The following is a 12,529-nucleotide window of genomic DNA, read 5'->3' as shown; positions in this document are numbered from 1 at the left end:
GTATTCCTTCAGACCAGAATCAAGTTATCGCGGTGAACCAGCTCCGGCTCCGCCATGTAACCCAACAAACCGACAATCGCCTCAGACGACTGACCGATGATTTTTTGTGCTTCCAGCGCGCTGTAGTTAGCCAGGCCACGGGCGATTTCACGACCGTCCGGCGCCACACAAACCACCATTTCGCCACGACGAAAACTGCCCTGGACCAGTTTGACGCCCACCGGCAGCAAGCTTTTATTGCCTTGGGACAACGCCGTCACCGCGCCCGCATCCAGCACCAGGGTACCGCGGGTTTGCAGATGCCCGGCCAACCACTGTTTGCGCGCCGCCAGCATGCCGCGCTCAGGCGACAGCAAGGTGCCGATGCGCTCGCCAGCCTTGAGGCGATCCAGCACCCGCTCAATACGCCCACCCACAATAATGGTGTGCGCACCGGAGCGCGCCGCCAGACGTGCAGCGCGCAATTTGGTCTGCATACCGCCACGCCCCAGCGCACCGCCAGTGCCGCCGGCGACCGCATCCAGCGCCGGATCATCGGCTCGCGCTTCGTAAATCAGCTTGGCATCGGGATTGTTGCGCGGATCAGCGTCGAACATGCCATCGCGATCGGTGAGGATCACCAGCAAATCAGCCTCGACCAGGTTCGCCACCAACGCCGCCAGCGTGTCGTTGTCGCCGAAACGGATTTCGTCAGTGACCACGGTATCGTTTTCGTTGATCACCGGGATCACCTTAAGCTCGACCAGCGCGCGCAACGTACTGCGAGCGTTCAGGTAGCGCTTGCGGTCGGACAAATCGTCGTGAGTCAGGAGAATCTGCGCGGTATGCCGGCCATGCTCGGCGAAGCTCGACTCCCAAGCCTGCACCAACCCCATCTGACCGATGGCGGCAGCCGCCTGCAACTCGTGCATGGCACTGGGTCGTACGGTCCAGCCCAGACGACTCATGCCCGCCGCCACCGCCCCGGAGGACACCAGCACCAGCTCAACACCCGCCTCATGCAGGGCAACCATCTGCTCGACCCAGACACCCATTGCCGCGCGATCCAGGCCCTTGCCGTCCGCCGTCAGCAAAGCGCTGCCGATTTTCACGACCCAACGCTGCGCACCTGTCACCTTGCTCCGCATCATCTTCAACCTTAGCTTGAGGACAGCACGACCCAGCGCTGCCCGTAACGTTATTCGTGACTACCGATTTCCAGATACTAAAACGCCGCTCCAGTGAGCGGCGCTTAAGTTTATCGCAACGAATCAGTCACGCACGTAAATGATTTCCGGACCGTCTTCGTCATCCACATCTTCTTCGTCCCAATCGTCGTCACCGATGTCATGGACCGACTTCACGCCGCTGCGGCGCAGAGCACGCTGATCGTCCAGCGCCTGCAACTGGGCACGAGCTTCGTCTTCGATGCGCTGATCGAGCTCAGCCAGCTCTTCCTTGTAGGCCGGGTCGTTAGCCAGACGATCGGCACGATCTTCCAGGTAACGCATAATGTCGTGGCACAGACGCTCGGTGCCTTGCTTGGCGATCGCCGAGATCACGTAGACCGGACCGGTCCACTCCAGACGATCAACGATTTCCTTGACGCGAGCATCGTGCTCCTCTTCGAGGATCTGGTCGCACTTGTTCAGCACCAGCCAGCGATCACGTTCGGCCAGGGACGGGCTGAACTTGGTCAGCTCGCTGACGATCACTTCAGCGGCGTCCGGAGCACTGGTGTCATCCAGCGGCGCCATGTCGACGAGGTGCAGCAGCAAACGGGTACGCGACAAGTGCTTGAGGAAGCGAATCCCCAAGCCCGCACCGTCGGAAGCACCTTCGATCAAGCCCGGAATGTCCGCCACCACGAAGCTCTTCCAGCGATCGACGCTGACCACACCCAGGTTCGGCACCAGCGTGGTGAACGGGTAGTCAGCGACTTTCGGCTTGGCGGCCGACACCGAGCGAATGAAGGTGCTTTTACCGGCATTCGGCAAACCGAGCAGGCCGACGTCCGCCAATACTTTCATTTCCAGTTTCAGGTCGCGCTGCTCACCCGGCTTACCCGGCGTGGTCTGGCGCGGTGCGCGGTTGGTACTGGATTTGAAACGAGTGTTACCCAGACCGTGCCAGCCGCCCTGAACCACGAGCAGACGCTGACCAGCCTTGGTCAGGTCGCCGATGACTTCCTGGGTAGCAGAGTCGATCACAGTGGTACCGACTGGCACCCGCAGGACCAGGTCTTCACCTTTTTTGCCGGTGCAGTCGGTGCTGCCACCGTTGGAGCCACGCTCAGCATCGAAGTGCCGGGTGTAACGGTAGTCGACCAGGGTGTTCAGGTTTTCGTCGGCCATCATGTAGATGGAGCCGCCATCGCCACCGTCGCCGCCGTTCGGGCCGCCGTTTTCAATGAATTTTTCCCGACGGAAACTCATGCAACCGTTGCCACCGTCGCCGGCCTTTACTCGAATCGATACTTCATCAACAAACTTCATAACAAAACGCCTCTCGCCATACGGACGAGCCGAAAAACAACCAAGACATAAGACTCTTGCAAAAATGAGCGCAGCGACCTCAATCAACGACCGCCAATACAGCGCTGGAGCCCATCACAAACAGCTTTGCAAGAGACTCACCCCACAAACGAAAAAGCCCCGTCGCAAGACAGGGCTTTTCCAGCAACTACGTAATTATGCCGCGACGACGTCAGTCTTCGGGACAATGCTCACGTAACGACGACCGAAGGCGCCTTTTACTTCGAACTTGATCACGCCGTCGATTTTAGCGAACAGAGTGTGATCCTTGCCCATGCCAACGCCGTAGCCAGCGTGGAATTGGGTGCCGCGCTGACGCACGATGATGTTGCCCGGAATGATAACCTGGCCGCCATACATCTTCACGCCAAGGCGTTTGGCTTCTGAGTCGCGACCGTTACGGGTACTACCACCAGCTTTTTTGTGTGCCATGAGTTCAATTCTCCTAGTGAGGAATTAGGCTGAAATTAAGCCTGAATACCGGTGATTTTGATCTCGGTGTACCACTGGCGGTGGCCCATACGCTTCATGTGGTGCTTACGACGACGGAACTTGATGATGCGGACTTTATCGTGACGACCTTGGGAGATCACTTCAGCCACAACGGTAGCGCCAGGAACAACTGGAGCGCCGATATTCACGTCGTCGCCATTGGCAACCAACAGAACGCGATCAAAAGTTACGGATTCGCCGGTAGCGATTTCCAGTTTTTCGATCTTCAGGTATTCACCTGGAGCAACTTTGTACTGCTTGCCACCAGTAACGATTACTGCATAAGACATGGTATTTCTCCGATAATCCTGCTCACCCAGCTCTTTATAAGAAGAGGTATTGGCTGGCATGGCTGCATAAGGCTGGAAGGCCTGTTTGCAATTGCGTAAGGCAGGTGCTGCCCAGGAAGTTCAGGGTGCGCGATTGTACGCAAGCTGCTCTGGCGTTGCAAGTGGCCGTCCATCGTGCCTTGACAGGCCCGGACGTGGGTCCTAGCATGCCGCGCAACCCTTCTGGAGCAACTGTCGCTGATGCAACCCCAAGCTTTCTACCGCGCGGTGGCGGACGATTTTAGCGCCGTCGACGGCATCATCAAGAAGCAGCTGACTTCCCGAGTGCCGCTGGTATCGAAAATCGGCGACTACATTACCTCGGCTGGCGGCAAACGCCTGCGTCCGTTGCTCGTGCTGCTGTGCGGCAAGGCGCTGGGCCGCGAAGGCGATGACCTGCGTCTGCTGGCCGCTACCATCGAGTTCCTGCACACCGCCACCCTGCTACATGACGACGTCGTCGACATGTCAGGCATGCGCCGTGGTCGCTCGACCGCCAATGCCATGTGGGGCAACGCGCCGAGCGTGCTGGTGGGCGACTTCCTGTATTCGCGCTCTTTCGAAATGATGGTCGAACTGGGCTCCATGCCGGTGATGAAGATCCTTTCGCAAGCCACGCGCATCATCGCTGAAGGCGAAGTGTTGCAGCTGTCGAAGGTCCGCGACGCCAGCACCACCGAAGAAACCTACATGGAAGTCATCCGCGGCAAAACCGCGATGCTCTTCGAAGCCTCGACCCACAGTGCCGCCGCCCTGGCCGGGGCCTCGCTGGAACAGAGCGAAGCGCTGCGCACCTTCGGTGATCACCTGGGCGTGGCCTTCCAATTGGTCGACGACCTGCTGGACTACCGTGGCGATGCCGAGACCCTGGGCAAGAACGTCGGTGACGATCTGGCCGAAGGCAAACCGACTCTGCCGCTGATCTACACCATGCGCGAAGGCACTCCTGAGCAGGCCGCACTGGTTCGTCAGGCGATCCAGAAAGGTGGCATCGAAGATCTGGAAAGCATTCGCGAAGCTGTCGAAGCTTCCGGCTCGCTGGATTACACCGCGCAACTGGCCCGCGACTACGTGGCCCGTGCGATCAAGTGCCTCGACGCCCTGCCCGCCAGCGAATACCGCGATGCATTGGTGGAATTGAGCGAGTTTGCGGTAGCCCGTACGCACTGACACCCTCTTGCAAGGACCGGCTCCTGTGGGAGCTGGCTTGCCTGCGATGGCATCACTGCGGTGCATCTGAAACACCGGGGCGCCCGCATCGCGGGCAAGCCCGGCTCCCACAGGAGTAGCGTTGCCCCCCTCCTGCCTAAAACCCTATATAATGTGCGCTTTTAGCCATCCTGAATCCAAGGAGCTTTAGTGAGCACGTTGCCACCCTGCCCGAAATGCAATTCTGAATATACCTACGAAGACGGCGCACAGCTGATCTGCCCGGAGTGCGCCCACGAGTGGTCCGCCAGCGGCGAAGCCGAAGTGGCCTCCGATGACACCGTGAAAAAGGATTCGGTCGGGAATGTCCTGCAGGACGGCGATACCATCACCGTGATCAAGGATCTCAAGGTCAAGGGCACGTCGCTGGTGGTCAAGGTCGGCACCAAGGTCAAGAACATCCGCCTGTGCGATGGCGATCATGACATCGACTGCAAGATCGACGGCATTGGCCCGATGAAGCTCAAATCCGAGTTCGTCAGAAAAGTCTGAGCCTGCTGTATTCCATCCCGCGCCTGGCGTGGGATGGTGTTTCGCCCTCCCCCCGCCTCACCCAGCATTGCCTCGCAATAGCCAAACGCCAGCCATTTTGGCTTTACGCAATCTTTACCCATAAAAAAACACAAACCGCCAATAGGTCCTTGCTATTTGACGAATAAGAATTATTCTCATTGAAATCCATCAATGGAGATGAGACCCATGACTTATTTGATCGATGCCTGGCTGGACCGCCCACATCCCTACCTCAGAATCCTGCATCGGGAAACCGGGGAAGTCTGTGCGGTGCTTGAAGAGGAAGCCTTGAACGAGCTGCAGGATCAGGGTGATCTGGACGTCAACGGCCTGAGTTCCAGTGAGCCGGTGGTGCTCAAGGAACTGGTGCGCAATCTGTTTCTGTTCTGCTATGCCCGGGCGTTGCGCCCGACCAGTGAGCTGAACCATAAGATCGAACTATGAGACAACGCAAAAAACTGTGGGAGCGAGCCTGCTCGCGATGGCATCACCTCGGTTTCACAGAAAAACCGAGTTGACTGCATCGCGAGCAGGCTCGCTCCCACATTAGCCCGTCATAACGACAGGCCGGGCATTACAGAACGTCGAGCAGTTCGACGTCGAATACCAGTACGCTGTGCGGCGGAATGCTGCCAACGCCTTGAGCGCCGTAAGCCAGTTCGCTCGGCACGTACAGACGCCATTTGCTGCCGGCGTTCATCAGTTGCAGAGCTTCGGTCCAGCCAGCGATGACGCCGCCAACCGGGAATTCTGCAGGCTGGCCACGCTCGTAGGAGCTGTCGAACACAGTACCGTCGATCAGGGTGCCGTGGTAGTGAGTGCGCACTTGATCTTCACGGGTTGGCTTGGCGCCTTCACCTTGAGTCAGCACTTCGAATTGCAGGCCGGAAGCCAGGGTGGTGATGCCTTCGCGCTTGGCGTTTTCAGCCAGGAAAGCCAGACCTTCGCCAGCAGCCGCTTCAGCCTTGGCAGCCGCTTCGGCTTGCATGATCTCGCGGATCACTTTGAAGCTGGCGGACATTTCTTCCTGACCCACACGGCTTGGCTTGCCGGCGAACGCGTCGGTCAGGCCAGCCAGGATCGCGTCCAGGCTAACGCCCGGTGGCGGGTTGTCACGCAGCTGGTCGCCCAACTGACGGCCAATGCCGTAGCTGACGCGGGTTTCGTCGGTGGACAGATTTACTTCGGACATCACGCTGCTCCGCTGTGGGGCATCCCTGAAAGGTAAATATTCGTACAGCACTTCCAGAAGAGCCCTTCATAAAAAAGGGCAAGCAGACTAGCACAGATGCCGTCACGTTGATGAGCGGTGTCAGCCCTGTTACGCAGAACGGAAGGTGCTCGGCACTTTCGGGCTTTCCTCAGTGCTGGCACCGCACATTTCGTCATGAGCCGGGGTATGTACAACGTTGAATGACTTGGGACAGGCGTGAAGCACTTCACGCGCATGCTCGACCGAGCGCAGCTGCAATATCTTGCCGTGGGCATCGAGCAATGGATGCGCCGAGCCATGCATCCGTGCCTCCAGCACGTAGAACACGCCTTCCATCGAAACCAGGTTCAGCTCATCGATCTTTCCGGCGATGGCAAACGCATTCAACTCTTGCAGGTTCATGAACGCACCTCATGCAGTGGCGAGTCAGGATCCTTACAGGGATATGCCTCGACGTGCCAAAGCACAAGCCACAAACGACACCGCCTGTCTGTTTCACAACTCTGTGGGAGCGGGCTTGCTCGCGAAGACGGTGCAACTGCCAACGATGATGCTGAATGTCATGGCCTCTTCGCGAGCAAGCCCGCTCCCACAAGAATCAGTCGATCAGTGCTTGGTCAGCTTGTCCAGATAGCCCATGGCAAACGCAGACACCACAAAGGTCATGTGGATGATCACGTACCACTGCAGATGCTCGGGATCGACGTTCTTGGCGTCCATGAAGATTCGCAGCAGGTGGATCGACGAAATCGCCACGATGGAAGCCGCGACCTTCATCTTCAACGAAGATGAATCCATGGTGCCCAACCAGTTGAGCTTTTCCTTGTTGTCGTCGATATCCAGCTGGGAAACGAAGGTCTCGTAACCGGAGATCATCACCATCACCAGCAAGCCGCCCACCAGCGCCATGTCGATCAGCGACAGCAATACCAGAATCAGTTCCGACTCGACCATCGAGAACACGTTAGGGATGACGTGGAAGACTTCCTGGAAGAATTTGAGCGCCAATGCCAGCAACCCCAGAGACAAACCGAAATAGATCGGTGCCAGTAGCCAACGGGAGGCGTACATTGCATTTTCGATAAAGCGTTCCATTAAATCTCACATCAGGGCTGGAAATGGCGGCGAGTATAACAGCCACCTGTTACACCCAGAAACCGCCGGAAAATCCGCAACCTGCGTGTGTGTGTGACAAAGTTTTTCTGCTAGTGTCCAGATCATTGACAGGTCAGCGGCGTCAGACAGGAAGACTGGAAATGGATGTGCGATTGCCTTTAACGAGTGCCGGACTTTGCCTCGCTCTGTTGCTCGGTGGTTGTTCGCCCAGCGATGAGAAACGCCAGGTCAGCCTCGAAGAAAAGACCGCGCAGTTCGAAAAATCCCTGGAGACGATCGAGGATCCGAAACTCAGGGACGCCGTGGCCGAGCTAGGCGGCTCACTGTTATTGCTCGAGCGCGCACAACTCAAGCTCGACAGCAAACCGGTGGTCACCGAATACGGCGAAGACGCCCTCGTCGTGCTCAAGCACTACCCCACGCCCCAGGCACTGGTCGACACCTACATCAACGGTCTGTTCGTGCTGCACAAGGATTCCAGTTCGGATTACCTGACCGACCTGCAACCGGTATTCCCCTTCAACTTCAACATTCCGGGCACGTTCCTTTTTCCTCATGGCCTGGAATGGCAATCGGTGACCCTGAGCAACAAGCGCGTCATCGCGTTTCAGCCGGAATGGTCGGAAACCGATCCCGGTATTCAGCTGAGCCCGTCTAGTTCCAACCTGACCAATCCCGATGATTTGACGGTGACCTACCCCTTCATCGAGGGGCTGGATGTGGATAGGAAGAACCAGCCACAACCGGTGAGCCTGCAAGGCAAGGTGGAAATCATCGCTCCACGCCGGCTCTACAGCTTCGACCTGACGAAAAAGGACGTCGGCCAGACGCGCACCAACGACAACCTCAGTGTCACGTTGCTGAAGCTTGAAAAAAACCATGCCGAAATCGAATTCAGTAACAGCGCGCCGCCAGCCCCCGAGGTCCGCGATACGCCGCTCAACCCGCTGATCGTTCAGGCCAGGGACGCCACCGGGCAATTCCTCGCTCGCTCGGGCGCGATCAATGAAACTGCCGCACAAATTGCGTTCTATCAAAAACAACTGGCGCAAATGCAGCAGCAGAAGGGCTGGAGCGAAGCATTCGAAAAACAGCTCGACGACGATCAGCGTGCGTTTGAAAAGCAACAGACCCGGCATTACACCAAGGTGTACTTCAACGGACCGATCGAAACCCTCGAAGTCAGCCTGCTGGACTTCTCGGGGGTCACGGTCACTCGAAAAAACCTGGACCTGCCGGTACGCCGCTTCGACCAGCACACCACGGAAAAAACCATCCAGCCACTGACCTTGCCCGTGGTGGTGTATGACGACCAGGCCGCGACCTGGCTCAAAGGTGCAACGCTGGGCGAGGAGCAATTGAAAAAGAGCATCAGCATCAGTCAGTCGGTCGATGACCCGAGCGCCGCGCGCATCGAGTTCGATCACCCCAGAAGCTTCAATGACGAACTGCTCGGCACCTCTTTCAATCCCAGCGAAAGCCCGGTGACGTTCTTTACCCAAGATGACAAGGGTCAGCGCGATGGGCCGATCGAACTGCCACCGGAGGCGTATCAGGTCGACCCGCTACGCGGCACCATCACCTACGACCTGAATCTGTTTGCAGAAACACCGGCCTACGCGGTGGGCTCCATGCCCCTGCTTCTGGCGACTATCGGCCAGCAAACGTACGACACCCAACCATTGCCCAAAGGCCTGGCGTTCAAAGGGAATGCACTGGTGGTTGATTTGAAGCTGTTTCCCGCCCAGGACTGGCGCTTTTTCGCCAAGGACAACAGTGGCAACTATCTGAAAGAGATTCTTTCGGTCATTCATGACGCGAGCACGCAAGGCCCGGCGTTATTCGCAGTGCATTACTTCTATGGCCAGCCCACACGTCTGGAAACTTATCAGCGAACCAACCTCACCACCGTGCAGTACGGTTTCGAGGTCAAACTCGATAAGGCCGAGCCAGGCAACCTTGATCAATAGCCTGTTCAGTGCTCGGGCCGAAACTCGAAACCGCCAAGGTTGCGGCAACGGCCACCATTGATCTCTCGCAACTGGGCTTGCAGGTGCAGGCACCAGATTTGCGGGTCATCGGCCAATTCGTAGCCATGCAGAGTCAGACTTTCAACAATGGTGTCGAGGATCGACTCAGCCACGACCGGCCCATGAAACGGGCCCTGAGCCTTGATGGCTGAAGGTTGCTCGCCGGCCATTCCGGCGGCGAAGAGCAAGGTCCACATGCCCGTATCTCCCGCCAGCGGGCGGATAGCACATTCGATACGGGTCACAAGGCCCAGGCATTGACGGGTGAGGCAGAGGTTGCGCGACATGGCGGCGACCCTCGGTAGATCCGGTATTCAGCCCCCACGGGAAGGCTGTCTCGATCCAGTGATTACTGTCGATGTCCTTGAGCTGAGAATAGAAGAAAAGTTCGGCTCGCACGTGGACCGAGACCAGAAGGCGCCGAGCGGTCACGGCGTGAATATTGACGCCATTTTGACGACGCTTTTTATTTTGCATTGAACACAAAACCCTGTGGGAGCGGGCTTGCTCGCGAAGGCGGCATAACAGTCGACATTAATGTTGAATGTCAGTCCGTCTTCGCGAGCAAGCCCGCTCCCACATGGGGGGCGCGTCAGGCCGGCTTGGTTTCCACCAACGCTTCCTGCGCCAACTCCTTTTCGGCCTCCTTGAGGTCTTCGTCGCTGATCATTTCCGCGATCACCCGCAAGCGTTCCACCACCCGGGCGTTGACGCTGCCTTCAGGAAATTCGCCATTCTCATCCGGCTCACCGGCCGGCTCGCCGACCAACAGGCTCAGGGCTTCGTCGGCCTGGCGCACCGCGTAGACATGGAACTGCCCCGCGCGCACTGCCGCCAGCACCTTCTCGTCGAGCATCAGCGTGGCGACGTTGGCGTGAGGAATGATCGCCCCTTGCTCACCGGTCAGACCACGGGCTTCGCAGAGTCGGAAGAAGCCTTCGATCTTCTCGTTGACCCCACCCACCGCCTGCACTTCACCGAACTGGTTGATCGAACCGGTAATTGCAAAGCACTGCTTGAGCGGGGTTTTCGACAAGGCCGAGATCAGCGTGCACGCCTCTCCCAAGGAGGCGCTGTCGCCGTCGACATAACCATAGGACTGTTCCAGGGCGATACTCGCGGAAATCGCCAGCGGGAATTCCTGGGCATAACGGCTGCCCAGATACCCGGTGAGGATCATCACGCCTTTGGAGTGGATCGGCTGGCCAAGGTTGACCTCGCGCTCAATGTCGACGATACCGCTGCCGCCCGGATAAACCGTGGCGGAAATCCGCGCCGGAATACCAAAAGCCGAATCGCCGACTTCCAGTACCGTCAGCCCGTTGCACTTGCCAACAGCCGCGCCGTCGGTATCGATCAGAATGATGCCGGCCAGCATGTCATCGAGAATCCGCGCCGAAACGCGTCCGGTACGGGTGGCCTTGGCCTTGAGTGCACGCTCGATGTGCCCGGCGTCGGTCATCTCGTCACCCGCCAGGTCGCGAATGAAATCCGCCTCGCTGACCAGCTGGAACAGATCGCCGATCCGCGCCGACAAACGCCCTTGATGTTCGGCCAGACGCGCGCTGTAAGTCGCCAGACGCGCCACCGCATCGGCGGTCAGCGGTGCCATGCCTTCCTCGGACGTACGGGTTTTGAGTAACTGGGCGAACTGCTCCAGGCTCTCGTCGACCATCGGGATGTCTTCGTCGAAATCCACCAGGACGCGGAACATCTCCTGGAAGTCCGGATCGAGGTCTTGCAGCGTGTAGTAGAGCTGCCGGGCGCCGATGATGACGACCTTGACCTGCAACGGAATGTTTTGCGGTGCCAGGGTCACGGTGGCCAGACGGCCCAGCTCACCCAGTGGCGATTCCATTTTCAGCTTGCGTGATTGCAGGGCGCGCTTGAGCGCATCCCAGACAAAAGGCTCGCTGAGCATTTTTTCCGCTTCGAGGATCAGGAAACCGCCATTGGCCCGGTGCAGCGCACCTGGTCGCAACTGCCGATAGGTGGTGTAGAGCGCACCTTGGTCGGTGCTGTATTCGATGCGGCCAAACAGGTTGTCGTAGGTTGGGTGCGGCTCGAAGACCACCGGCGCACCGCCGCTGAACGGATGGCCGACCACCAGGCTCGGGGCGTATTGCTCTTCCAGCAATTTGCGGGCGATGGCGTCGGTCTTGCTGTCGTCCACCAGTTGCTCGACCACTGTCTTGAGCAGGTACACCTGCATCGCTTGCAGGTAACCGCAAACGCCTGCGTTTTCCGCGTACTTTTCCGACAGCGGCGCGAGCAATGGCTGCAAGGCCAGGGTGATGGTTTCTTCGTTGAGCTGACGCAGCTGATTACTCGACTCGCGCTTCCATTGCGGCAGGCTGGCAAGTTCTTCGTTCAACCGCTCTTCGAGCCCGGAAATGTCGTCATGAAAGCGCTCGCGCTCGGCTTCCGGCAACTGGGCGAACTCAGCCTCATCCAGGGCCTTGCCTTCGCTCATCGGCGTGAAGGCGATGTTGCTGCTGTCGCGGTACAGCGCGACCTCTTTCTCCAGCGCCAGACGCTCGATCACGTCCAGTGCCCGGTCATAACGCTGGTTGAAAGCGCGGTCGATGGCGCTTTTCTTCTGCTGGTAGGACGGGTGCTCGAACACCGCCGGAAAGGTCGCCAACAGGTTGTCGATCAAACCGTTGATGTCGCCGATGAAGGCGCCTGCGGTGCCCGACGGCAACTCCAGGGCGCGAGGCTCGCGCGGCTCATCGAAATTATTGACGTAGACCCAGTCCGCCGGGGTCTGCAGGCGTTTGCCTTCGGCCTTGAGGTAGCGTTTGACGAACGAGAAGCGGCCAGTGCCGGGCTCGCCCATGACGAATACGTTGTAACCGGGGCGTGGCATGGCCACACCGAACTGCAAGGCTTCGACCGCACGTTCCTGGCCAAGCACACCGCGGAAGGGCTCCAGATCATTGGTGGTAGAGAAGCTGAACTGTTCAGCGGAAAACGGACGGGTCAGCGCTTCGGGCGCTAGACGCAAGCTGGCAGCAACAGGATCAGGCATCGGGCTTCCTTACATCAGGCGGGGCAGATAGCGGCATTCTGGCGCTGCCCGTACCTCACTGGCAAGGCGCGCCTCAAGCCAAA

General features: G+C 58.6%; 14 protein-coding genes. 5 read left to right on the top strand and 9 right to left on the bottom strand.

The features are described 5' to 3' along the window. Nucleotides 1-8: 8 nt before the first annotated feature. From proB to rplU, 4 genes are all read right to left on the bottom strand, one after another. Nucleotides 9-1,127, bottom strand: a complete 1,119-nt coding sequence (proB, locus tag QMK51_RS04380) for a glutamate 5-kinase (RefSeq protein ID WP_320394474.1) — start codon at nucleotides 1,125-1,127, stop codon at nucleotides 9-11. Between the two features lie 123 nt (nucleotides 1,128-1,250). Continuing rightward, the gene (cgtA, locus tag QMK51_RS04375; protein ID WP_253418535.1) at nucleotides 1,251-2,474 is read right to left on the bottom strand and encodes an Obg family GTPase CgtA; all 1,224 of its coding nucleotides are present in this window, start codon (nucleotides 2,472-2,474) and stop codon (nucleotides 1,251-1,253) included. Nucleotides 2,475-2,669: 195 nt separating this feature from the next. After that, nucleotides 2,670-2,945 carry a 50S ribosomal protein L27 gene (gene rpmA, locus QMK51_RS04370; protein ID WP_007901871.1) on the bottom strand — a complete coding sequence of 92 codons (276 nt, stop codon included), beginning with the start codon at nucleotides 2,943-2,945 and terminating at the stop codon, nucleotides 2,670-2,672. 35 nt (nucleotides 2,946-2,980) lie between these two features. Then, entirely contained in the window at nucleotides 2,981-3,295 is a 315-nt protein-coding gene (gene rplU / locus QMK51_RS04365) for a 50S ribosomal protein L21 (protein WP_007901869.1), read from the bottom strand. 240 nt (nucleotides 3,296-3,535) lie between these two features. Between rplU and QMK51_RS04360 the strand changes: the two genes are divergently transcribed. The 3 genes from QMK51_RS04360 to QMK51_RS04350 all read left to right on the top strand — a co-directional run bounded on the left by QMK51_RS04360 (nucleotide 3,536) and on the right by QMK51_RS04350 (nucleotide 5,500). Next, on the top strand, nucleotides 3,536-4,504 hold the full coding sequence (locus tag QMK51_RS04360; protein ID WP_019650960.1) for a polyprenyl synthetase family protein: 969 nt from the start codon (nucleotides 3,536-3,538) through the stop codon (nucleotides 4,502-4,504). Between the two features lie 189 nt (nucleotides 4,505-4,693). Beyond that, nucleotides 4,694-5,035 (top strand): zinc ribbon domain-containing protein YjdM, encoded by a 342-nt coding sequence (locus tag QMK51_RS04355; protein WP_007901863.1) that lies wholly within the window; start codon nucleotides 4,694-4,696, stop codon nucleotides 5,033-5,035. A gap of 207 nt (nucleotides 5,036-5,242) precedes the next feature. After that, nucleotides 5,243-5,500: a hypothetical protein gene (locus QMK51_RS04350; protein WP_258699003.1), complete on the top strand. Its 258-nt coding sequence runs from the start codon at nucleotides 5,243-5,245 to the stop codon at nucleotides 5,498-5,500. 130 nt (nucleotides 5,501-5,630) lie between these two features. Here QMK51_RS04350 and QMK51_RS04345 read toward each other — a convergent pair whose 3' ends face one another. The 3 genes from QMK51_RS04345 to QMK51_RS04335 form a co-directional block, all read right to left on the bottom strand. After that, nucleotides 5,631-6,248: an FKBP-type peptidyl-prolyl cis-trans isomerase gene (locus tag QMK51_RS04345; protein WP_007938433.1), complete on the bottom strand. Its 618-nt coding sequence runs from the start codon at nucleotides 6,246-6,248 to the stop codon at nucleotides 5,631-5,633. A gap of 129 nt (nucleotides 6,249-6,377) precedes the next feature. Next, nucleotides 6,378-6,671: a DUF6482 family protein gene (locus tag QMK51_RS04340; RefSeq protein ID WP_320393257.1), complete on the bottom strand. Its 294-nt coding sequence runs from the start codon at nucleotides 6,669-6,671 to the stop codon at nucleotides 6,378-6,380. Between the two features lie 204 nt (nucleotides 6,672-6,875). Then, nucleotides 6,876-7,364, bottom strand: coding sequence for a TIGR00645 family protein (locus QMK51_RS04335; RefSeq protein WP_320393256.1), 489 nt, complete (start codon nucleotides 7,362-7,364; stop codon nucleotides 6,876-6,878). A gap of 161 nt (nucleotides 7,365-7,525) precedes the next feature. On the opposite strand from QMK51_RS04335, the gene QMK51_RS04330 reads away from it, so the two are divergent. Further along, a complete protein-coding gene (locus QMK51_RS04330) occupies nucleotides 7,526-9,355 on the top strand; it encodes a hypothetical protein (protein ID WP_320393255.1) in 1,830 nt (609 codons plus the stop codon). Nucleotides 9,356-9,360: 5 nt separating this feature from the next. Here QMK51_RS04330 and QMK51_RS04325 read toward each other — a convergent pair whose 3' ends face one another. Then, nucleotides 9,361-9,702 (bottom strand): hypothetical protein, encoded by a 342-nt coding sequence (locus QMK51_RS04325; RefSeq protein WP_258698999.1) that lies wholly within the window; start codon nucleotides 9,700-9,702, stop codon nucleotides 9,361-9,363. On the opposite strand from QMK51_RS04325, the gene QMK51_RS04320 reads away from it, so the two are divergent. Continuing rightward, nucleotides 9,701-9,895, top strand: a complete 195-nt coding sequence (locus tag QMK51_RS04320; RefSeq protein ID WP_320393254.1) for a hypothetical protein — start codon at nucleotides 9,701-9,703, stop codon at nucleotides 9,893-9,895. The genes QMK51_RS04325 and QMK51_RS04320 overlap by 2 nt on opposite strands. 112 nt (nucleotides 9,896-10,007) lie before the next feature. Here the strand turns inward: QMK51_RS04320 and QMK51_RS04315 are convergent, their stop codons facing one another. Next, entirely contained in the window at nucleotides 10,008-12,446 is a 2,439-nt protein-coding gene (locus QMK51_RS04315; protein ID WP_320393253.1) for a Lon protease family protein, read from the bottom strand. Nucleotides 12,447-12,529 lie beyond the last annotated feature (83 nt).

It is taken from the genome of Pseudomonas sp. P9_31, assembly GCF_034008235.1.
In the GTDB taxonomy this organism is placed as follows: domain Bacteria; phylum Pseudomonadota; class Gammaproteobacteria; order Pseudomonadales; family Pseudomonadaceae; genus Aquipseudomonas.
Note: the sequence above shows the minus strand (reverse complement) of the source record. Positions and strands in the feature narration are given on the sequence as shown.